The following is a 19,322-nucleotide window of genomic DNA, read 5'->3' as shown; positions in this document are numbered from 1 at the left end:
CCCGGCGGGCGGGCCCTGGCGTTACGGCTTGTGCTGGCTCAGGCGCCGATGCTGCTGGCGTAAGCCTCGGCGGACATCAGCTTCTCGACGGCCGAGGCGTCGGCAGGCTTGATCTTGAACAGCCACGCGCCATAGGCGTCGCTGTTGACCTGGTCGGGCGTGCCGGCCAGATCGCCGTTGCTGGCAACGATCTCGCCGGCCACCGGCGCATAGATGTCGGATGCTGCCTTCACCGACTCGATCACCGCGACCGCCTCGCCAACGGTTACCTGGCGGCCGGCGTCGGGCAGTTCGAGGAAAACGATGTCGCCCAGCGCTTCCTGCGCGTGGTCGGTGATGCCGATGGTCAGCGTGCCATCGGCTTCGCGGCGCACCCATTCGTGGGATTCGGTGTATTTCAGATCGGCAGGAATGCTCATGTCAGGCTCCGGAGAAAGAAAGGGGGAGAAGGTTCGGTTCGGCTCGGACCAGTTCAGGCGTTGACCGCCTTGCCGTGGCGCACGAACGGTAATTTGACCACACGAGCGGCCAGTTGCTTGTCGCGAATCTGCACTTGTACGGTGTCGCCGTCGGCAACCCCGCGCGGCAGGCGGGCAAACGCGATCGACTGCTGCAACGTCGGACTGAAGGTGCCGCTGGTGATTTCGCCGGTGCCATGCGGCGTCAGCACTTTCTGGTGCGCGCGCAGCACCCCGCCCTTGTCGAGCAGGATCAAGCCGGCCAGACGCGCCCGCTGTCCCTGCGTCTCCAGAGCATCCTTGCCGACGAAAGCGCGCTCGCTCTGCAGCTCGACGGTCCAGGCCAGCCCGGCGTCGAGCGGCGAGACGTCGTCGTCCATATCCTGTCCATACAGATTCATGCCCGCTTCCAGGCGCAGCGTGTCGCGTGCGCCCAGTCCGGCCGGACGCACGCCGGCGGCGGTCAGCGCCTGCCACAACGCCGCCACGTGCGTAGCCGGACAAATCAGCTCGAAACCGTCCTCGCCGGTGTAACCGGTGCGCGCCACCATCAGCTCGCCGAACGGCGTGTCGGCCACCACCGTCGCGTTGAACGGTTTGAGCATCTCGCTGGCCGCCTGGATCTGCGGCACCGCCTGCCACGCCCTGGCGCGCGCCTGAGGGCCTTGCACCGCGACAATCGCCAGTTCGCGGCGCGGCGTGATGGTCAGGTTGTAGTCGCCGTGCGCATTGAGCTGCCCGAGCCAGGCGAGGTCCTTATCGGCGGTGCCGGCATTGACGACGAGCCGGAAGTGATCTTCGCTGAAAAAATAGGTGATCAGATCGTCGATCACGCCGCCGTTGGGATTGAGCATGCACGAATAGAGCGCCTTGCCCGGCGTTTGCAGCTTGTCGACATTGTTGGCCAGCGCGTAGCGCAGAAACTCCCGCACGCTCGGCCCGTACAGATCGACGACGCACATGTGCGATACGTCGAACATTCCTGCCCCGGTGCGAACGGCGTGATGTTCGTCGATCTGCGAGCCGTAGTTGACGGGCATGTCCCACCCGCCGAAATCGACCATGCGGGCACCCAGTGCGCGGTGCACGGCGTTCAGCGGAGTACGTTTGAGTTCGGTCATGAAAGGTCTCGGGTCCTGAAAAGGAAAAAGGGTCATCCAAGCGCCAGGCCACGGATGGCCGGATACTTGGATGACCCCTCTGTCCTCGGTACCTGAGAGATTGCGCGGCGGGTTGCCAACAGGTGGCTACCGAGCCTCGCGCGCCCCTTCGGTGGGCAGCCGGCTGATCGCCGCCGCCGCTCTCCAGAGATCGAAAGCTTCGCTTTCGTCACGATCGGTCCTTTTGCCTGAGAGTTTGCGGGTGTTACCCCTTCGGCGGCGCCGGCATGTGCTTCCCGGCGCGCTCTCCCGATCACGAATCGGCACTGTAAGGGCAACCTCCGGGCTTGTCAAATGCCGTTGATGGCATTGCCTTTCCGGCCCATGAACGCCGGCCCGAACGCACTAGTGCCCGCCGCTCGGATGCTGGTAGGCCGGACAGCCGTCCCGGCCCCACCGGCCATTGCAGATCGACCACAGGCACTGTTGGCGCTGCACGAGCTGGTACCACGCGTACCTGTCGCATGCGGCCACCTGGGCTGTCAGGTTTGGCGCACTCGCGGCGGCCGACGCTGGCGCCGCGCTCCGGACCGGCACCGCAGCAGGCGGCGGGTTGACCGGCTGCAATGCCTGCATGAGATCGGCCGGCGACTGCGCCGACGATGGCGGCGGCGCCGGCATGGGCGCGGCAGCCTGCGCGCTGGCGTCGACGCCGGAAGCCAGCGGCAACATCATCGGCGAAGCCTTGGTCGCGCCGATGCTCGCCGGCACGCTACCGGCATTCGCTTGCCCGACGACCGCGACCGGCGGCGCCGGCGGAATCGGCACGGCACGGATGGCATCAGGCACGGCCTGGGCGGAAGCCGGCTGGATTGCGGCGGCCTGCCCAGGCGGTGCATTGCCGACGGCAGCGGACGCCGCCGCGAGCACCGGCCCGCTTGCCTCTGGCGCCTGGGTCGGCAAGACATGCGTGTCGCCCGACGGCACGGCCCCGGGGTCGGTCACCGCCCACCAGGCGCCACCGAGTGCGATAACCGTCAGCACCGCGGCAAACGCGATCAGTCCCCCGGTCAGCCAACGGGATTCTTCGACTTGGTTCAAATTCATGGGCTGTCCTTTGATGACACCGGGGTGCCCGCGACCTCACATCCGACGATGCGCATCGGCACGCACCAGCGCGCTCCCCGACACAGCCTGGACGCGATCTTCCGTAACAAGTTCCGCTCTCGGAAGACCCGCAAGCCGCCCTGGAAGCCCATGATACACTTGGCCGCCCGGCGGTTACACGAGGCCGCGACCTCGCGGGCGCGCCCGGCAACCGCCTGTCATTTTCGGCCCGCTCAATCCCGATGTCCTCATTTCCACTGAATCCCGCACAGCACGAGGCGGTGCGCTATTTCGACGGTCCCTGCCTGGTGCTGGCCGGCGCCGGCAGCGGCAAGACCCGCGTCATCACACAGAAAATCGCCTATCTGATCGAAGCGAAGGGATTCGAACCCCGCCATATCGCCGCGGTAACCTTCACCAACAAGGCCGCGGCCGAAATGCGCGAGCGCGTAGCCAAACTGCTGGAGGGCAAAACGCTGACCGCCCCCGGCAAGGAAGGCCGCAAGGTGCCGGTCAATCAATTGACGGTCTGCACCTTCCATTCGCTGGGCGTGCAGATTCTGCGCCGCGAGGCCGAAAACGTGGGCCTCAAGCCCCAGTTCTCGATCATGGACGCCGACGACTGCTTCGGGCTGATCCAGGAGCAGTTGGGCACCACCGACAAGGGCATGATCCGGCGCGTGCAGAACACCATTTCCCTGTGGAAAAACGGCTTGGTCACGCCCGAACAGGCGCTTGCCGGCGCGCAAAATGCCGACGACCATCAGGCGGCCATGGTGTTTCGCAACTATGTGGCCACGCTGCACGCCTACCAGGCGGTCGACTTCGACGACCTGATCCGCATTCCGACCGAGCTGTTCGCCAGGGACGAAGCGGTGCGCGAGCGCTGGCAAAACCGCTTGCGCTACCTGCTGATCGACGAATACCAGGACACCAATACCTGCCAATACACACTGCTCAAGCTGCTGGCGGGCCCGCGCGCGGCGTTCACGGCCGTCGGCGACGACGACCAGGCAATTTACGGCTGGCGCGGCGCCACCCTGGAAAACCTGAAGCAGCTGCAGAGCGATTTTCCGCAACTCAAGGTCATCAAACTCGAGCAGAACTATCGCTCGACGGTACGCATCCTGCAGGCAGCCAACAGTGTCATCGCCAACAATCCGAAGCTGTTCGAGAAAAAGCTGTGGAGCGAGCACGGCATGGGCGACCCGATCAGCGTCACCGGCATGAACGACGAGGAACACGAGGCCGAATCGGTGGTATTCAAACTCTCGGCGCATAAATTCGAGCGGCGCGCGCAGTTCCGCGACTATGCGATCCTGTATCGCGGCAATCACCAGGCCCGTATTTTCGAACAGATCCTGCGTCGCGAGCGCATCCCCTATGTCCTGTCGGGCGGTCAATCCTTTTTCGACAAGGCCGAAATCAAGGATCTGTGCGCTTACCTGCGCCTGATCGCCAATCCGGACGACGACCCGGCCTTCATTCGCGCCGTCACGACACCGCGCCGGGGCGTCGGCAGCAGCTCGCTCGAAGCGCTCGGCAGTTTCGCCGGCCAGGCCAAGGTATCGCTATTCGAGGCCGTCTACATGGGCGCGCTCGAGACACGCGTGGCGGCTCGCCAGCTCGAGCCGCTGCGCGCCTTTTGCGATTTCATCACGCGCATTGCCGACCGCGCCGGGCGCGACCCGGCCACCGAAGTGCTCAACGAGCTGATGGAAGGCATTCATTACGAGGCCTATCTGTATGACGCCTTCGACGAGCGGCAGGCGCAGGCCAAATGGCAGAACACCCTGGAGTTTCTCGATTGGCTCAAGCGCCGGGGCACCAGGCCAGCGGAGGAAGGCGCTGGCGCGACCGGCTTCGACAACGCCGACGGCTTGGCCGATACCGGCAAGAATCTGCTCGAATTGACCCAGACCGTCGCCCTGATGTCGATGCTCGAAGGTCGCGAGGAAGACCCCGATGCGGTGCGCCTGTCGACCCTGCATGCGTCCAAGGGGCTCGAATATCCGCACGTCTTCCTGGTCGGCGTGGAGGAAGGCATCCTGCCGCACCTGCGCGAAGGCGATGAGATCACCGACGAAAAAATCGAGGAAGAGCGGCGCTTGATGTACGTCGGCATTACCCGCGCGCAACGCAGCCTGCATTTGAGCTGGTGCAAGAAACGCAAGCGTGCGCGAGACACCCTGGTGTGCGAGGTCTCGCGCTTCGTGCGCGAAATGAACCTTGACGACGCGCCGCCGCCCGCCCCGGAAGACGCACCGATGACGCCCAAGGAACGGCTGGCGAGCCTGAAGGCCCTGCTGGCAGGCGGCAAAACACCGAATCCGGCCTGAGCCGCGCCGCCGAACACGGTCGTCGAACACGCAGGCCGGATCGCCGGCAGCGGGTACAAAAAAGCCCCGTGCGCGCACGGGGCTTGATCGGAACACGCCAGCGGTCTTACTGCTCGGCCGCGTGCACCATGTAATCGACAGCGGACTTAACCTCGCCGTCGGGCGCATTCGAACCGCCCTTGGCGGGCATCGCGTTGAAACCGTGCAGTGCCGCGTTATACAGCGTATCCATGCCGGTCTTGATGCGCGGGGCCCAGTCCGCCTTGTTGCCGAACTTCGGCGCCCCCATCACGCCGGCGGCATGGCAAGCCACGCAAACCTGCCCGTATAGCTTCTTGCCGGCGGCCAGATCGGCCGGACTGCCCGGCGCCGGTTGGCCAGCCGAAGCGGTGGCTGCCGGCTTGGCGGCGGAAATCGCGGCAATCGCCGCAGCCGCGGCGTTCGTCTCGGCGCTTGCCGCCGACGCGGGTGCCGCCGCAGCGGAAGCCGGTGCCGCACCAGCGCCCGAGGCGGGCTGCGCGGGCGGCGGCGGCTCGCTGAAGTGGCCGCCCGATTGGTTCGCCATATAGACGATGGCACGCGCGATTTCGTAATCGCTGACGTCGGCCGGGTTGGTGCCGCCGCGCGGCGGCATCGCACCCTTGCCCGCCAACGCGGTCTTGAGCAGCGTCGGGAAGCCCTGCGCAATGCGCGGCGCCCAGTCCGCGCTATTGCCCACCTTGGGCGCTCCGGCCGCGCCGGTCGCGTGGCAAGCCGAGCAGACCGCCTTGAAAAGTTGCTCGCCGGTCTGATACACGTGCGGCGCGTTGGCGTCGCGCACTTCCACATGAGCTACCGGCGCGATGCGCTGCGTCACAGCCTCCGCCGACATCCCGCCGCTGCCGGCGCCGGTGCGGGCACTGTTGCCGACGTACACCACCAGCAGGGCAATAATGGCAATTGGGACAAGAAAACCAGCGGCAACCACGGCAATCAGCTGCTTCGGCGTCTTGATCGGCGTCTCGTGCTCGTTATGCGCTTCGCTCATGCGGATCTCTCAAAATTTGTGGAAACCGGGGGCGTCGACTTTTAGCGTCTAGCGCGCTATTAAGTAAAATTAACACGGAATTATAGCGGCAAACCTCCGCTATTTAATATCGCATGGGAGTTCGGCTGAACAGCCGGATTTTCCTGCAACGGACGCCGTCGGTCGTTTTTTTCACACAAAAGCGTGGCAAAACACGGCCAAGGCATGGACGGCGAGGGCTAAAACCGCTATCCTTCCACGTCTTAATTGGCCGCAGGCCAGGCCCTCGGGCCAGCCGTGCGCAGCCCAACCGGCCTCACACGCCGTCACACACGAATGCGCCCGTAGCTCAGGGGATAGAGTATCGGCCTCCGAAGCCGAGGGTCACTGGTTCGATTCCAGTCGGGCGCGCCAACGAATTCACGTCATTCTGTTTGCCGTATCGCCCTTTGGGCTCGGTGCGCGCACCATCACCCTCCACACCGCTCGAACCCGGAACTGCTATTCGCCCGACGGCTGCAACCGCTCGATCCAGGCCATCAGCAGTTGCTTGTGCTCGGCGTCGATCGTCTCGATATAGGCGCCGGCGCGGAAACCCTCGCGGGTCAGGATGTTGTTGCAGATTTGAATCGACAGCGGCACTGCGACGCGCTGTCCCGACTCGTCGGGCGTGCGGATCAGCAGCGTCATGGCCAGCCTGGCGCCGAGCGCAAGCGCGGCGTCCGTGACAAAGCTCAACCCGTCGATCGAAATATCCCAGACGCGCACCGATAAATCCCTGCCCTCGAGATGCAGCGCGGCCTGCCAGTTGACTCGCACGCGCGTGCCAAAGCGCTCTACCGAGATACCCGGCGAGAGACTCAATTTGGACGAGAGATGGGAGGCATCGGAAGTCAATTTCGTTTGTCCTGTGGGGGTTGAATTCGCTTGACTGACCCGCCAAGCATACGTCAATCCGGCAATCGGTGTCGGGCCGGCGACCGGCTCGAGGCCCCGCGTCGGCGGAACACGCTCGGCTGGCCGCCGTCAGGCGCAGACCGCGGCCGGCACATGAACGCTCCCGCTCATCAACCGCCGCGCGCTGCGGCTCATGATCGCCTTGGTCACCACCCACGCGTCGCCGCGCCGCTCAGCCCGGGCGCCCACCGCCATCACGCCGGACGGGTGTCCGAAGCGTACCTGCTCGGGCACCGCTCCAGCCGGCAGCAGCCGATTGACCAGGGTGCCCGGTATCGCCGCCGCCACCGCGATAGCCACCGCCCCGGTGCCGGTCATCGCATGATGCAGCTTGCCCATCGACAGAATGCGTGCATTGAAGTCGACCATCGCCGACTCGATCGCCTTGCCGCTCGACGCCGTGTAGGCCAGCGCCGGCGCGACGAACGCCAGCTTCGGCGTGTGCGGCCGCAACCGGGTTGCCTCGTCGGCGTCGCGCGCCAACCCCATGCGAACCGTCGCATGCGCGCGAATCGCCTCGCACCTGGCCAGGAGCGCTGCGTCGCCATTGACGTCGCGCTGCATTTCGTTGCCCCGCAACCCCAGCTGCGCCGCGTCGATGAATACGGCCGGGTTACCGGCGTTGATCATCGTCACCTCCACGCGCCCGATGCCGGGCACCTCCAGCGAGTCCAGTGCCCGCCCGGTCGGGAACATGCCGCCGGGCGCCCCTTCTGCGTCCTGCGCCGGGCTCGGGTCGAGGAATTCGATGCGGATCTGCGCCGCGGGAAACGTCACGCCGTCGAGTTCGAAATCGCCCTCTTCGACTACCTCGCCATCGCGCATCGGCACATGCGCGATGATTCTCGCGGCGATATTGGCCTGCCAGATACGCACCACGGCCGTACCATCGCGCGGCGCCGCGACCAGCCCTTGCGCGATCGCGAACGGGCCGACCGCCGAGGTGAGATTGCCGCAATTGCCCGACCAGTCGATCAGCGGGCGGTCGATCGCGACCTGTCCGAAGCGGTAATCGACATCGCAATCGGGCCGGCTCGACGGCCCAACCAGCACAACCTTGCTGGTGCTGGAAGTCGCCGCGCCCATGCCGTCGATCTGCTGACCATAGGGGTCCGGGCTGCCGATCACACGCAGCAAAATGCGGTCGCGCCGCACGGGATCGGCCGGCAGGTCGTCGGTCAGGAAAAAGACTCCTTTACTCGTGCCGCCGCGCATGTAAACGGCGGGAATCTCTCGTTGCGGCATGGCCGCCCTCGCGTCCGGATGGTATGAATTCAATAACCTACCGTAAACCGGCGACGGCTGTGACGCGGCCGCTCGACTTCATCGAGCAAGGCAATCGCGAAATCCTCCATCGAAATCCAGCTCTTTCCGTGGGCATCGCTGAGCAGCGTGTCCTGCCCCACCCGAAAGTTACCGGTACGCTCGCCGGGTGCAAACAACGCGGAAGGCGAAACAAACGTCCAGTCCAGCTCGGGTTCCTGCCGCAACGCGTTGAGAAAATCGCGCCCGGCCAGGGCCTCCTTCTTATAGGCGTCGGGAAATTCCGGCGTATCGGCCAGTTGCAATCCTGGCGCGACCTCGAGGCTGCCGGCACCACCCACGACGAGCAATCGTTTGACGCCCGCGCGCTTGAGCGGCCCGGTAATAGCCGGCGCCGGCGCGTCCTGAAAACGCACCGCGCTGAGCACGACGTCACTTCCCTCGAGCGCCTCGGCCAGCGCGGCACTGTCGTGCAAGTCAACGTCACGCGCGAGCAACGACGGGCTTGCCGGCAATCGAGACGCATGCCGGGAAATCGCCGTCACGGTGTGGCCACGGCGCAGCGCTTCGTCCGTCAACCGTTGTCCGACGTTGCCGGTTGCGCCAATCAGGGCGATTTTCATGATGAATTCCTCCTCGATACAAATAAAGTCGAATGCCCTCGGGCTCGGCACCATATGAAACCAATATGGTTACATATTGGATTAAAAAAATTCACCGCCGGCCCCGACGGCCAGCCGCCTTGACCTGCGAGAGCATGTCGGCAATCGTCAGATCCGCAAGCACACCATCCATCGCTGCCTGTGCTTTTTCAGCGACCCGCTGCAATACACCGGTGATTTCCTTGCCGACCGTGCACGCCGGGTTCGGCGCGCTGCGATGCAGTGCGATGAGATCGGTCGACTCGACGGCGCGAAAGATCTCCAGCAGCGTAATCTTCGCCGCAGGCCTGGCCAGCGTAGCCCCGCCTTGCGAGCCCATCTCCGATGCCACCAAACCGGCCTCGGCCAAACGCGAGATCAACCGGCGAATCAATGCCGGATTGGTGCCCACGCTGCCGGCGATCAACGTCGACGGGATAGGCCCATCGCCACTGGCAAGCAGCGTCAAAATATGTACGGCAACGGCAAATCGGCTGCTGGTAGTCATCGCGATAGTCCAATGTGTGACCACGTTAGTAACATATAAATGGCGTGTCAAGTTTTGTGAAATTGAAAAAAATCCCGGCACATCTCCGGCACTCCGATTCTTGACAAGCAGGGATTTACCCGCATAATGAATTCACGCATTTGCAAAAATGCAGCAGTACCAGACCAGAAATCCCGCAACGCTACATTCACGCCACACCTGCCGGCATGTCGACGCCAGAGCGCTTCGCCATCGCCGCGGGCCATATCATCGAACTGTCGCGGAGAACGAAATGCAAAAAAGAGAGTTTTTGGTCAAGTCAGCCGCCGCGCTTTGCGCAACGACTCTGGTGCTCTCCGGCTGCACCACCACCCCGATGTCGAGCGTCACCAGCACCGACAAAACCCGGCAAATCGATGCCGACACCACCGCCACGCTCAATCGCCTGTACACGACGGTACCCGGCTCGCGAGAACTGGTCGACAAGGCACGCGGCGTGCTGGTGTTCCCGTCGGTGCTCGCTGCCGGCTTCATGGTCGGCGCCCAATACGGCGAAGGCGCGCTGCGCGTGGGCGGCCGAACGGTCGGCTACTACAGCACCGCCTCCGGCTCGTTCGGACTGCAAATCGGTGCTCAATCCAAGGCCGTCATCTTCCTGTTCATGACGCAGGACGCGCTGGATAAATTCCGCAGCAGCCAGGGCTGGACCGCCGGCGTCGACGCCTCGGTGGCCGTCGTCAAGGCCGGTGCCAACGGCAATGTCGACCTGAACACCGCAACCGCGCCGGTCGACGTCATCGTGATGACCAACCAGGGGTTGATGGCCAACCTCAGCATCGAGGGCACGAAAATCACCCGGCTCAAGGTCGAGTGAACAACGGTGGCGGCCGCCTCGCGCGCCGCCACCGCCTGGTTCCACGAGTCGATGGTATTGCCGTGATGCGGCCTTGGCTCAGAAGGCCGCCGGACGCCACTTGAGCAGGCGCTTCTCGAGCGATGTCAGCAGGTAGTCGGCGGCCAGCGCCACCACGGCCAGCACGATCATCGCCGCGAACACGCCGCTGGCGTTGAATGCGCCTTGCGCGGTGGAGATCAGCAGGCCGATGCCCTGCTTCGAGCCGAGAAATTCGCCCACGACCGCGCCCACCAGCGCGAAGCCGAAGCTCACGTGCAGGCTCGCCAGAATCCAGCTCAGCGCCGACGGAATCACCACCGACATGGTCAATTGACGCGGCGACGCGCCCAGGATCTGCGCATTGGCGATCATGTAGCGGTCGGCTTCGCGCACCCCCTGGAAGGCATTGCCGAATACCACGAAGAACACCATCACGACGGCCAATGCCACCTTCGAGGCCATGCCCAGGCCCAAGGCGATCACGAAGATCGAGCCCAGCACCACGCGCGGGATCGAATTGGCGATCTGGATATACAGACTGAAGACGTCCGACAGCAACTTGTTGCGCCCCAGCACAATGCCGAAGATCACGCCCGCGACCGAGCCGATCAGGAAGCCCAACGCAGTCTCCTCCAGAGTCACCAGCACCTGGGTGAGCAACGGCCCCTGCGAGGTGCCGTTGACAAACCAGTCGTAGATCTGCGCCACGATCAGCGACGGTTGGGAAAAGAAGAACGGATCGATCCATTTCATGTCGGCTGCCACCTCCCAGCCGCCCAGCGCCACCACCAGAATCGCGACGCGCAGGAAAATCACAAACCAGTAGCGCTGCCGAATCCTGCGCTGAGCCCGCTGCTCTTCGCGCGCCATGCTGACGTCGTCGAAACCGTCCATCGTCACTTGTTCACTCATGGTGTTTACCTTGCCAATTGCTGGGAGTTGATCGATCAACCGATCTGGACTTCCTCGCGCAAATCCGCCCAGATTTCGCGAGAGAGATCGATAAACCGCTGTTCGTAGCGCACCTCTGAAGTGATGCGCGGGCGCGGCAGATCGATGTTGTAGACGCGCTTGAGCGTGGCCGGCCGCGCCGAGAGCACGAATACGCGGTCGGCCAGGGCGATCGCCTCCTCGAGATCGTGCGTCACGAACACCACCGATCCGGCGTTGCCCGCCCACAGCTGCAACAGCTCGTCCTGCATCAGCGTGCGCGTTTGCATGTCCAGCGCGCTGAACGGCTCGTCCATCAGCAGGATCTCCGGCCGGTTGATGAAGGTCTGCGCCAATGCCACGCGCTTGCGCATGCCCCCCGAGAGCTGATGCGGGTAATGATGCGCAAATTTGTCGAGCCCGACCCGACGTATCCACTCGCGCGCCAACTCGTGCGCGGCCTGCTTCGACTGCCCGCGAAACATCGGCCCGGCGGCCACGTTGTCGATCACGTTGCGCCAGGGAAAAACGGCGTCGTTCTGAAACACAAAGCCGATGCGCGGATCGATGCCGCTGACCGGCACGCCCATCACGCGCACCTCGCCGACGGTCGGCTTGAGCAGGCCGGTGATCAGGCTCAACGTGGTCGACTTGCCGCAACCGGTCGGGCCCACCACCGCGACGAACTCGCCGCGCGCCACGCTCATGGTGAAGTCGCGCAGCGCTACGGTCGCCTTGCCGTCGGGTGAGATGAAGCGGCACGACACGTGATTGAATTCGATCGCCGGCGTGTCGCGTAAAACGGATGGGTTCATAAGGAATCCTTCAAATACGAAGCGCGAGCGCTCCCGCAGTGCAATGCGCACACACTGCACCCAGGACAATCCCCGGCATCTCGTGCCGGGGCTCGCACGAAGTCTGTTACTTGCTGGCCTGCAGCGCCTGATCGACAAACTCGTTGGTATAGGTCTTCGACAAGTCGATATGCTTGCCTTTGACGTTCGGATTGAACGACGACATCACCTTGAGCACCGTTTCCGGACCGCCGACCGGCATTTTGCCGTCGGGGGAGAACATCGGCATCGAGTTGGTCAGCGCCTGCAGATACAGCGCCTTGTTGTTGGCGTAGTAGTCCTTCGGCATCTTCTCGGCAATCTGCTCGGGCGTGTGCGTGTGAATGAACTTCAACGTCCTGACGAATGCACGGGCCAACTTGGCCGCTACCGCCTTGTGCGATTGAGCCCAGGCGCGGTTGACGTAGAAACTCGACGCCGGGTAGGCGCCGCCCAGCGCCTTCTGGGTGCCCTCCATCGACCGCATGTCGACCAGCACCGAAGCCTGACCGGTCGAAATCAGTCGCGAGGCGGTCGGCTCGGAAGTCATCCCGGCGTCGATGCGTTTTTGCTGCATGGCGGCGATGAAAGTATTGCCCGCGCCGACCGGCAGCACCGAAAACTCGCTCGATTTGACACCGTTCTTGGCCGCCAGAAATTGCGTCAGGAAGTTCGTCGAGGCGCCCAGGCCGGTCACGCCCAGCGTCTTGCCCTTGATGTCGGCCATGCTCTTGATCTGGCCGGCCGCGCTCGACGACACCAGCTCGACCTCGCCGGGCACCTGCCCGAACACCACGATGGCCTCGACCTCCTTGCCCTTGCTTTGCAGATCGATCGGTGATCATAGAAGCCCACCACACCTTGCACCGCGCCAGCCAGCAACTCATTTTCGGCGTCGACTCCCGCCGGCTGCGACAGCAACTCGACGTCCAAGCCCTCGTCCTTGAAATAGCCCAGTTGCTGAGTCAGTGCGGCCGGCAGATAAATCAGCTTGTTGATACCGCCCACCATGATCGAAATCCTGGGGACATCGGCGGCGTGTGTCGTGCCGATCCCCATGCTCAACAGGGCGCCCAGAATGCTCGACGCCACCAGGGAACGAACCAGGGGCCGGCCAGAACGAGTCGTAACACGCATGGTGTTGTCTCCTATGTTTTTTTCGGGATAATGAACCCGCCTTCACAATAAAGGCGATACTGCGAAGCGATTCTAGGCGCGCGCAACTTTCATCCAGCTTTCTAAACTCCGACTTTTTGCAGGCGCCACGTACAAACCCTGGCGGAACACGCCAGCCGCTCAGGCCCATGAAATTACTTCTGATCGAAGACAACCTGCCGCTCGCGCACTGGCTCACCAGAATGCTGCGCGAGGAAAAGTTCACCGTCGACGCGGCCAGCGACGGCGACACCGCCGACCGCCTGCTGCACAGCGAGCGCTACGACGTCGTGCTGCTCGACCTGATGCTGCCGCAACTGAGCGGCAAAAGCGTGTTGCGCCGGTTGCGCGAGCGGCGCGACAACGTCCCCGTGATCATTCTCACCGCCAGCGGCTCGGTCGACGAAAAAGTCGATTGCCTGGGCGTGGGCGCCGACGACTACCTCGTCAAGCCTTTCGAGGTGCGCGAACTGGTGGCCCGCATCAAGGCGCTGGTACGCCGGCAAACCCCCGACAAGGCGGCCGAGATGAGTTGCGCGGACCTCAGCTACAACACGCATACACGGCAGTTCGCGATTGCCGGCAACGTGCTGGCGCTGCCGGCACGCGAGCATGCCGTGCTGGAAATCCTGATGCTCAAGCAGGGCAAGACCATCTCGAAGACCGCACTGATGAACGGCGTGTTCGGCCTGGAGGACGACCCCAGCGAGGACGCCATCGAAATCTACGTGCACCGCCTGCGCAAGAAGCTCGAGCCGTGCCAGGCCGGCATCATGACGCTGCGCGGCCTTGGCTACCTGCTGCGCCCGAAAGACCGGCAATGATCTCGAGCCTGCGCCTGCGGCTGATGTTGTGGCTGCTGATTCCCCTCGCACTGTACATTTGCGTCAGCGCCTGGCTGGCCTACCTCAGCGCGCGCAATACCGCCGACCTGATCCAGGACCGGGCGCTCTCGACCTCGGCCCAGGTGATTGCCGGGCAGCTCGGCTGGAGCGACGGCTCGCTGCACGTGAGCGTGCCGCCCGCGGCGCTGGAGTTGTTTGCTTCCCCCGACCAGGACCAGGTCTATTACCAGGTGATCACCGAGCATGGCCGGCTGCTCGCCGGAACCCCCGACTTCCCGGTGGGTGCGCCCTTCTCGCCTGCCACGCCAACCTACCAGAACGCCACGCTCGGCGGCCAGCCGATACGCGTGGCGAAAACGGTGCGCACCATGTACGACTCGGGCGTGCCGCACCGCGTCGCCATTCTGGTCGGGCAGACGCGGCGCGGCCACGACCGCATGCTCGCCGCGCTGTGGCGGCCCTCCTTGCATCGTCAGGTGGCCATGCTGGCGCTGACGGTGCTGCTGGCGGTGATTGCCCTCACGATGGAACTGCGCCCGATCATTCGCCTCAAGGACGAGGTCGCCGGCCGCGACCCGATGGAGCTCGCGCCGATTCGCGCGGGCGACCTGCATCTCGAATTGCGCCCCGTGGTCGATGCGATCAATCTATGCATCCAGCGGCTGCACACGCAAGTGGCCGCGCAAAAGCGCTTCATCGCCGACGCCGCGCATCAGCTGCGCACCCCGCTCACCCTGCTCGATACGCAAATCCAGTTCGCCTCCCAGCTCGACGATCGCGCCGCCGTCGCCGACGTGCTCGACGCGATGCACAACAGCAGCCGCAGCATGATCGATCTGACCAACAAACTGCTGCTGCTCGCCCAGGCCGAAGCCGCCAATACCGCCGCACTACTGCGCCAGCCCGTTGACCTGGTAGCCGTCGGCGCGACCGTGCTCGAGGAACTCGCGGCCCTGGCGCAACGACGCGACATCGATCTGGGATTCGAGTCCGATGCGGCCCCGGTATGGGTCACCGGCAACGCGGGGCTGTGCAGCGCGCTGGTCATGAACCTGGTCGACAACGCGATCCGCTACATCCCGTCGGGCGGCAAGGTCACCGTATCGGCGCACCGGCGCGGGCAGGCCGCCGAACTGGTGGTGCTGGACAATGGCCCCGGCATCCTCGCCGAAGCGCGCGCCCGCGTGTTCGAGCGCTTCTACCGCCATGCCGCGCCCGGGCAGGAAGGCACCGGCCTGGGCCTGGCGATCGTCAAGGAGATCGTGTCGGCCAGTCAGGGCACCATCGAACTGGCCGCCGGCCCGGGCGGCATCGGCCTGGCGGTTTGCGTGCGGCTGCCGCTGGCCGCGACGCCCGATCGTCACGCCTAGCCGTCACGCAAAGGCAGACGCGCCGGTTCTCACGCGGCGCGGACGCCACCGAGCTTACAAATTCTTACAAACCCTCCGGATGTGCCCATGCCGCTGATCCTCCTTCGTCGTCCGAGCCGTCTCGACGTCAGGTAATTTCTGCTCAACCGGCATCAATGCAAAAATATTTATTCGGAGAGCGTTGCTTTTTGGCGAAATTCGATCGGCATTGGTTAGGACATACCCTAAGTTACTTAAGGATTTCAAATCTTTTTACTTCTTTTAAGTATCTCTTTTTTGAAAATTTCCTTTTAAATCAATAGACAAAGAGAAAACCTGTCATTTATCAAGAATTTCAGCACTTGTAATTGTTGCGAAATGTAAATTTTGTTAAATTCTCGGCAAGTCAACAAGCGCTTCAGGCAAGCCCGCTTGTGCACTGAATTTACAGGATAGTTTGATGCGGCATTCCGTCGATTCCATTACGACGCAGATCAGGCCCGGCACCTCACGCCGGCGTGAGGTCGTGCACTTCGCGCCCCAACAGATCAATGCCGCGCGCGATGCGGAACGCACCCGCATCGGACGCGAACTCCATGACGTGCTCGGCGCGCATCTGACCGCCCTGCGCCTGACGCTCGAACTGGTTCGCCGGCAAGCGCCCAACGGCAACAGCGCCCTGTCGAGCGCGCTCGAGTCGCTCGAACATGGCTTGGCCGACACCCAATCGGCCGTCAGCACCCTGGCCCACGACCTGCACCCGCCAGAACTGAGCCACGGCCTGAGCATGGCGCTGCGCGCCTGGGTCCGGCAATTCGAGCGTCGAACCGGACTCTCATGCGCGTGGGAATGCGATGACACGGCAGCGTTCGACGCGCTCGCGCCCGCGAGCGCCGCCGCGCTGTTTCGCATCACCCAGGAAGCACTCAACAACGCCGCCAAGCACGCTCGCGCCACGCAGCTGCGAGTCACCCTGGCCGCCCGGCGGCAATCCGTCACCCTGACCGTCGCCGACAACGGCAGTGGCATTCCCGCCGGCGCACGGCGCAAAAGCACTTCTCTTGGTCTCAAAGGCATGCACGAACGCTGTGTTTCCCTCAATGGCACTTTTCGCATCGAAAACGTCCAGCCCTGCGGTACGGCCGTGCGCGTTACCCTGCCCCGACGCGCAGGGTCTGCCACGCTCTCCTGACAATTCCTGCGCAAAACAATCATCATGATGCTTAGAGTATTGATCGCCGATGACCACACGATCGTGCGCCAGGGAGTGCGACAGCTGCTGATGGCCGATGGCGTCGTCAGCGCGGTCGGCGAGGCCGAAACCGGTGCCCAGGCCATCGAACTGGTTCGACAATCCCACTGGGATGTCGTGCTGCTCGACATTTCGCTGCCCGACACCAACGGCCTGGAAGTGCTCAAGCAACTGCGCCGCGACCACCCGTGCCTGCCGGTGATGCTCTTCAGTATGTACGACGAAGGGCAATTCGCCCTGCGCGCCCTCAAGGCAGGCGCGGCAGGCTACCTCAGCAAGCGCGCCAGTGCGACGCAACTCGTGCATGCGGTGCGCCAGGTCGCCAACGGGCGGAAATACGTCAGCCCCCAGGTGGCCGAGTCGCTGGCCGACTATCTGGCACCCGATGCCGACCGTCCGGCCCATGAAACGCTGTCCGATCGCGAATACCAGACACTGTGCATGATCGGTTCCGGCAAGCGCCTGACCGACATCGCCAATGCCCTGTCGCTGTCGGTCAAGACAGTCAGCGTCTACCGCTCGCGCCTGCTCGAGAAAATGCGCCTGTCCAACAACGCCGAACTCACCTTCTACGTCATGCAGCACGGTCTGGCCGATCCCGAAATGGCCGGCATGGCCGCGTTCGCCTGACCGCCCAAGCAAGGCGGCGCCCCTGCGTGCCGGCACCGCCCTGACCCCTTATCCGGGCAATCCCTGATTAAAGCCCGGTTCTCGCCTCTGCTCGACCGATCGGCTTCCCGCCCCGCCACTACACTGTCATGAGGCCTGTCAGGACTCCCGAACAGTGGGCAGGGAAGCGCATGCCTGTCGCACTCATTGCGGCGAAACATCGCGCATACCCTAAATTTTTCCGGCAAGCGTCCGATAACCCTAACAACGGCGGCTTTTTTCCGCGGCATGCGCCGCAGGGCCAAAGTTACGGCGGGTTCGCCGAATGCCTATTTACGGGAAAAGGAGTGGCTAAATGTCATCAGTCATCAATACAAATATATTCTCGCTGATCGCGCAGAATAATTTGAACAACTCGCAATCGAGCCTGCAGACCTCGATCACGCGCCTGTCCTCGGGCCTGCGCATCAACAGCGCCGCCGACGACCCCGCGGGCCTGGCCATCGCCGACCGCATGACCGCGCAGATCAACGGCACCACGCAAGCGCAAAGCAACGCCAGCGACGCCATCTCGCTGGTGCAGACCGCCGGCGGCGCGCTCCAGCAGATCACCAACAACCTGCAGAACATCCGCACGCTGGCCGTCGAAGCCACCAACGCGACCAATTCCAGCTCCGACCGCGCCGCGTTGAACCAGCAAGTCCAGCAGGACATCGCCGAAGTCAACCGCCTGGCCACGCAAACCACCTTCAACGGCCTGCACGTGCTCGACGGCTCGCTGGGCGTGACCTCGTTCCAGGTCGGCGCCAACGCCGGCCAGTCGATCTCGGTGGATCTGTCCGCCGGCGTGCAGTCGTCGCAAATCGGCGGCATCGCCCAATCCGGCCCGGTCAATCTGAGCGCCTACATCAAGCCTGCCGGCCTGACGCTCAGCTCCGGCCAGCTGACGATCGGCGGCAAATCGATCACCGGCACCTTCGCCGACGCCAACGGCCTGGCCGCGGCCATCAACACCGCCGGCGTCACCGGCCTGACCGCCACCGTCAACGGCAGCGGCCAGATCGCTCTGGCGAACAGTTCGGCAAGCGCCATCGCCGTCACCGGCACGCAGGCAGGCACCCTGATCGGCGCGAGCTCCATCGCTGCTGGAACGAGCGGTGTGGGCACGGGCAGCGTCGCCCTGACGAGCGGCAGCACCTCAGCCGCCATCACCATCAACGGCACCACGGTGCTCGCCGCGGGCACGGCCTATACCAGCGCCGCCGACCTGGCCACGAAAATCCAGACCGGGCTCAACGCCGCTCTGGGTGCCAGCACCGGCCTGACCGTTACCGCCAACGGCACCAACAACATCGTCTTCACGAACAGCAGCAGCACCGCCTACTCGGTGGTTGGCTCCGACATCAATGCGGGCACCTTGAGCGTGGCGGCCGCCACGCCGACCACCGTGACCTCGACCGGCGTGGCCGCCGCCATGGCCGCCAAGTCGCTCACGCTGGCCGCGGGCGACCTGTCGATTCAGGTCGGCAGCAACAGCCCCCTGAGCATCACCGGCACCTTCAGTTCCGTGCAGTCGCTGGCCGACGCCATCAACAGCGCCAGCGTCGACGGCCTGAACGCCACCGTCAGCACCGACGGAAACAGCCTGTCGATGACCGCCCAGGGCACCCTGACCGTCAGCGGCGCGCAAGCCACCACGCTCGGCCTGGCCGGCACCTCCGCCGTCAGCGGCAGCCTGGTCAGCGCCGACGTGTTGACCACCAGCAGCGCGCAAACCACCATCGCCCGCATCGACGCGGCCATCAGCTCGGTGGATGCACTGCAGTCGACCATGGGGGCCATGCAAAACCGCTTCCAGTCGGCCATCTCCAGCCTGAGCACGTCGGCGCAAAACCTGACGTCCGCCCGCTCCGGTGTGGAAGACACCAACTACGCAGCGGAAACCGCCAACCTCACGCGCTCCAACATTCTGCAACAGGCCGGCATCTCCATGCTCGCCCAGGCAAATGCCATGCCGCAACAGGTTCTGAAGCTGCTGCAGTAATGTAGTCTCCGCGCGGGCCGGCCCATTTTGCGGGTTGGTTCGCGCGGCAAAC

17 protein-coding genes, 1 tRNA gene, 1 pseudogene and 2 riboswitches are annotated in these 19,322 nt (G+C 64.2%); of the genes and pseudogenes, 8 read left to right on the top strand and 11 right to left on the bottom strand.

Annotation, left to right across the window (positions count from 1 at the left end; translation table 11 throughout):
* Window positions 1-38: 38 nt before the first annotated feature.
* The 3 genes from gcvH to EPN80_RS18450 all read right to left on the bottom strand — a co-directional run bounded on the left by gcvH (window position 39) and on the right by EPN80_RS18450 (window position 2,665).
* A complete protein-coding gene (gene gcvH, locus EPN80_RS18460; protein WP_293030732.1) occupies window positions 39-419 on the bottom strand; it encodes a glycine cleavage system protein GcvH in 381 nt (126 codons plus the stop codon).
* 53 nt (window positions 420-472) lie between these two features.
* The gene (gcvT, locus tag EPN80_RS18455; protein WP_293030730.1) at window positions 473-1,579 is read right to left on the bottom strand and encodes a glycine cleavage system aminomethyltransferase GcvT; all 1,107 of its coding nucleotides are present in this window, start codon (window positions 1,577-1,579) and stop codon (window positions 473-475) included.
* A 69-nt stretch (window positions 1,580-1,648) separates the two neighbouring features.
* A riboswitch (glycine riboswitch) is annotated at window positions 1,649-1,776 on the bottom strand.
* 8 nt (window positions 1,777-1,784) lie between these two features.
* A riboswitch (glycine riboswitch) is annotated at window positions 1,785-1,880 on the bottom strand.
* Between the two features lie 83 nt (window positions 1,881-1,963).
* Entirely contained in the window at window positions 1,964-2,665 is a 702-nt protein-coding gene (locus EPN80_RS18450; RefSeq protein ID WP_293030728.1) for a hypothetical protein, read from the bottom strand.
* A 242-nt stretch (window positions 2,666-2,907) separates the two neighbouring features.
* Here EPN80_RS18450 and EPN80_RS18445 point away from each other — a divergent pair, with 242 nt between their 5' ends.
* Entirely contained in the window at window positions 2,908-5,004 is a 2,097-nt protein-coding gene (locus EPN80_RS18445; protein ID WP_293030726.1) for a UvrD-helicase domain-containing protein, read from the top strand.
* Between the two features lie 106 nt (window positions 5,005-5,110).
* Here the strand turns inward: EPN80_RS18445 and EPN80_RS18440 are convergent, their stop codons facing one another.
* Window positions 5,111-6,031 (bottom strand): c-type cytochrome, encoded by a 921-nt coding sequence (locus EPN80_RS18440; protein ID WP_293030724.1) that lies wholly within the window; start codon window positions 6,029-6,031, stop codon window positions 5,111-5,113.
* 317 nt (window positions 6,032-6,348) lie between these two features.
* Between EPN80_RS18440 and EPN80_RS18435 the strand changes: the two genes are divergently transcribed.
* Window positions 6,349-6,424: transfer RNA gene (locus tag EPN80_RS18435), tRNA-Arg, on the top strand.
* 87 nt (window positions 6,425-6,511) lie between these two features.
* Here the strand turns inward: EPN80_RS18435 and EPN80_RS18430 are convergent.
* The 4 genes from EPN80_RS18430 to EPN80_RS18415 all read right to left on the bottom strand — a co-directional run bounded on the left by EPN80_RS18430 (window position 6,512) and on the right by EPN80_RS18415 (window position 9,379).
* Window positions 6,512-6,907, bottom strand: coding sequence for a PilZ domain-containing protein (locus EPN80_RS18430; protein ID WP_293030722.1), 396 nt, complete (start codon window positions 6,905-6,907; stop codon window positions 6,512-6,514).
* A gap of 129 nt (window positions 6,908-7,036) precedes the next feature.
* Window positions 7,037-8,212: a 2-methylaconitate cis-trans isomerase PrpF gene (gene prpF / locus EPN80_RS18425; RefSeq protein WP_293030720.1), complete on the bottom strand. Its 1,176-nt coding sequence runs from the start codon at window positions 8,210-8,212 to the stop codon at window positions 7,037-7,039.
* 29 nt (window positions 8,213-8,241) lie between these two features.
* Complete coding sequence (locus EPN80_RS18420) at window positions 8,242-8,853, bottom strand: NAD(P)-dependent oxidoreductase (protein WP_293030718.1); 612 nt, start codon at window positions 8,851-8,853, stop codon at window positions 8,242-8,244.
* A gap of 91 nt (window positions 8,854-8,944) precedes the next feature.
* Complete coding sequence (locus EPN80_RS18415) at window positions 8,945-9,379, bottom strand: Rrf2 family transcriptional regulator (RefSeq protein ID WP_293030716.1); 435 nt, start codon at window positions 9,377-9,379, stop codon at window positions 8,945-8,947.
* A 271-nt stretch (window positions 9,380-9,650) separates the two neighbouring features.
* Between EPN80_RS18415 and EPN80_RS18410 the strand changes: the two genes are divergently transcribed.
* Complete coding sequence (locus EPN80_RS18410; protein ID WP_293030714.1) at window positions 9,651-10,232, top strand: YSC84-related protein; 582 nt, start codon at window positions 9,651-9,653, stop codon at window positions 10,230-10,232.
* A gap of 78 nt (window positions 10,233-10,310) precedes the next feature.
* Here EPN80_RS18410 and EPN80_RS18405 read toward each other — a convergent pair whose 3' ends face one another.
* The 3 genes and pseudogenes from EPN80_RS18405 to EPN80_RS18395 all read right to left on the bottom strand — a co-directional run bounded on the left by EPN80_RS18405 (window position 10,311) and on the right by EPN80_RS18395 (window position 13,075).
* Entirely contained in the window at window positions 10,311-11,165 is an 855-nt protein-coding gene (locus EPN80_RS18405; protein ID WP_293030712.1) for an ABC transporter permease, read from the bottom strand.
* Window positions 11,166-11,200: 35 nt separating this feature from the next.
* Window positions 11,201-11,998: an ABC transporter ATP-binding protein gene (locus EPN80_RS18400; protein WP_293030710.1), complete on the bottom strand. Its 798-nt coding sequence runs from the start codon at window positions 11,996-11,998 to the stop codon at window positions 11,201-11,203.
* 106 nt (window positions 11,999-12,104) lie between these two features.
* A pseudogene (locus tag EPN80_RS18395) lies at window positions 12,105-13,075 on the bottom strand (ABC transporter substrate-binding protein).
* A gap of 245 nt (window positions 13,076-13,320) precedes the next feature.
* On the opposite strand from EPN80_RS18395, the gene EPN80_RS18390 reads away from it, so the two are divergent.
* From EPN80_RS18390 to EPN80_RS18370, 5 genes are all read left to right on the top strand, one after another.
* On the top strand, window positions 13,321-13,995 hold the full coding sequence (locus EPN80_RS18390) for a response regulator transcription factor (protein ID WP_293030708.1): 675 nt from the start codon (window positions 13,321-13,323) through the stop codon (window positions 13,993-13,995).
* Entirely contained in the window at window positions 13,992-15,386 is a 1,395-nt protein-coding gene (locus tag EPN80_RS18385) for a sensor histidine kinase (RefSeq protein WP_293030706.1), read from the top strand. Before EPN80_RS18390 ends, EPN80_RS18385 begins: the two co-directional genes overlap by 4 nt.
* Before the next feature lie 439 nt (window positions 15,387-15,825).
* Window positions 15,826-16,557: a sensor histidine kinase gene (locus EPN80_RS18380; RefSeq protein WP_293030704.1), complete on the top strand. Its 732-nt coding sequence runs from the start codon at window positions 15,826-15,828 to the stop codon at window positions 16,555-16,557.
* 24 nt (window positions 16,558-16,581) lie between these two features.
* Complete coding sequence (locus EPN80_RS18375; RefSeq protein WP_293030702.1) at window positions 16,582-17,247, top strand: response regulator transcription factor; 666 nt, start codon at window positions 16,582-16,584, stop codon at window positions 17,245-17,247.
* 334 nt (window positions 17,248-17,581) lie between these two features.
* A complete protein-coding gene (locus EPN80_RS18370; RefSeq protein WP_293030701.1) occupies window positions 17,582-19,270 on the top strand; it encodes a flagellin in 1,689 nt (562 codons plus the stop codon).
* The last annotated feature ends 52 nt before the right edge of the window (window positions 19,271-19,322 follow it).

Origin of the sequence: Pandoraea sp. (assembly GCF_004297875.1) — a bacterium.
Taxonomy (GTDB): domain Bacteria; phylum Pseudomonadota; class Gammaproteobacteria; order Burkholderiales; family Burkholderiaceae; genus Pandoraea.
Note: the sequence above shows the minus strand (reverse complement) of the source record. Positions and strands in the feature narration are given on the sequence as shown.

Excerpts from the sequence above, each read along its gene's own strand:
- EPN80_RS18400 (WP_293030710.1), bottom strand. The coding sequence starts at position 11,998 with ATGAACCCATCCGTTTTACGCGACACGCCGGCGATCGAATTCAATCAC.
- EPN80_RS18415 (WP_293030716.1), bottom strand. The coding sequence starts at position 9,379 with ATGACTACCAGCAGCCGATTTGCCGTTGCCGTACATATTTTGACGCTG.
- EPN80_RS18385 (WP_293030706.1), top strand. The coding sequence starts at position 13,992 with ATGATCTCGAGCCTGCGCCTGCGGCTGATGTTGTGGCTGCTGATTCCC.
- gcvT (WP_293030730.1), bottom strand. The coding sequence starts at position 1,579 with ATGACCGAACTCAAACGTACTCCGCTGAACGCCGTGCACCGCGCACTG.
- EPN80_RS18410 (WP_293030714.1), top strand. The coding sequence starts at position 9,651 with ATGCAAAAAAGAGAGTTTTTGGTCAAGTCAGCCGCCGCGCTTTGCGCA.
- EPN80_RS18390 (WP_293030708.1), top strand. The coding sequence starts at position 13,321 with ATGAAATTACTTCTGATCGAAGACAACCTGCCGCTCGCGCACTGGCTC.
- EPN80_RS18420 (WP_293030718.1), bottom strand. The coding sequence starts at position 8,853 with ATGAAAATCGCCCTGATTGGCGCAACCGGCAACGTCGGACAACGGTTG.
- gcvH (WP_293030732.1), bottom strand. The coding sequence starts at position 419 with ATGAGCATTCCTGCCGATCTGAAATACACCGAATCCCACGAATGGGTG.
- EPN80_RS18445 (WP_293030726.1), top strand. The coding sequence starts at position 2,908 with ATGTCCTCATTTCCACTGAATCCCGCACAGCACGAGGCGGTGCGCTAT.
- EPN80_RS18380 (WP_293030704.1), top strand. The coding sequence starts at position 15,826 with ATGCGGCATTCCGTCGATTCCATTACGACGCAGATCAGGCCCGGCACC.
- EPN80_RS18405 (WP_293030712.1), bottom strand. The coding sequence starts at position 11,165 with ATGAGTGAACAAGTGACGATGGACGGTTTCGACGACGTCAGCATGGCG.
- EPN80_RS18370 (WP_293030701.1), top strand. The coding sequence starts at position 17,582 with ATGTCATCAGTCATCAATACAAATATATTCTCGCTGATCGCGCAGAAT.
- EPN80_RS18375 (WP_293030702.1), top strand. The coding sequence starts at position 16,582 with ATGATGCTTAGAGTATTGATCGCCGATGACCACACGATCGTGCGCCAG.
- EPN80_RS18450 (WP_293030728.1), bottom strand. The coding sequence starts at position 2,665 with ATGAATTTGAACCAAGTCGAAGAATCCCGTTGGCTGACCGGGGGACTG.
- prpF (WP_293030720.1), bottom strand. The coding sequence starts at position 8,212 with ATGCCGCAACGAGAGATTCCCGCCGTTTACATGCGCGGCGGCACGAGT.
- EPN80_RS18440 (WP_293030724.1), bottom strand. The coding sequence starts at position 6,031 with ATGAGCGAAGCGCATAACGAGCACGAGACGCCGATCAAGACGCCGAAG.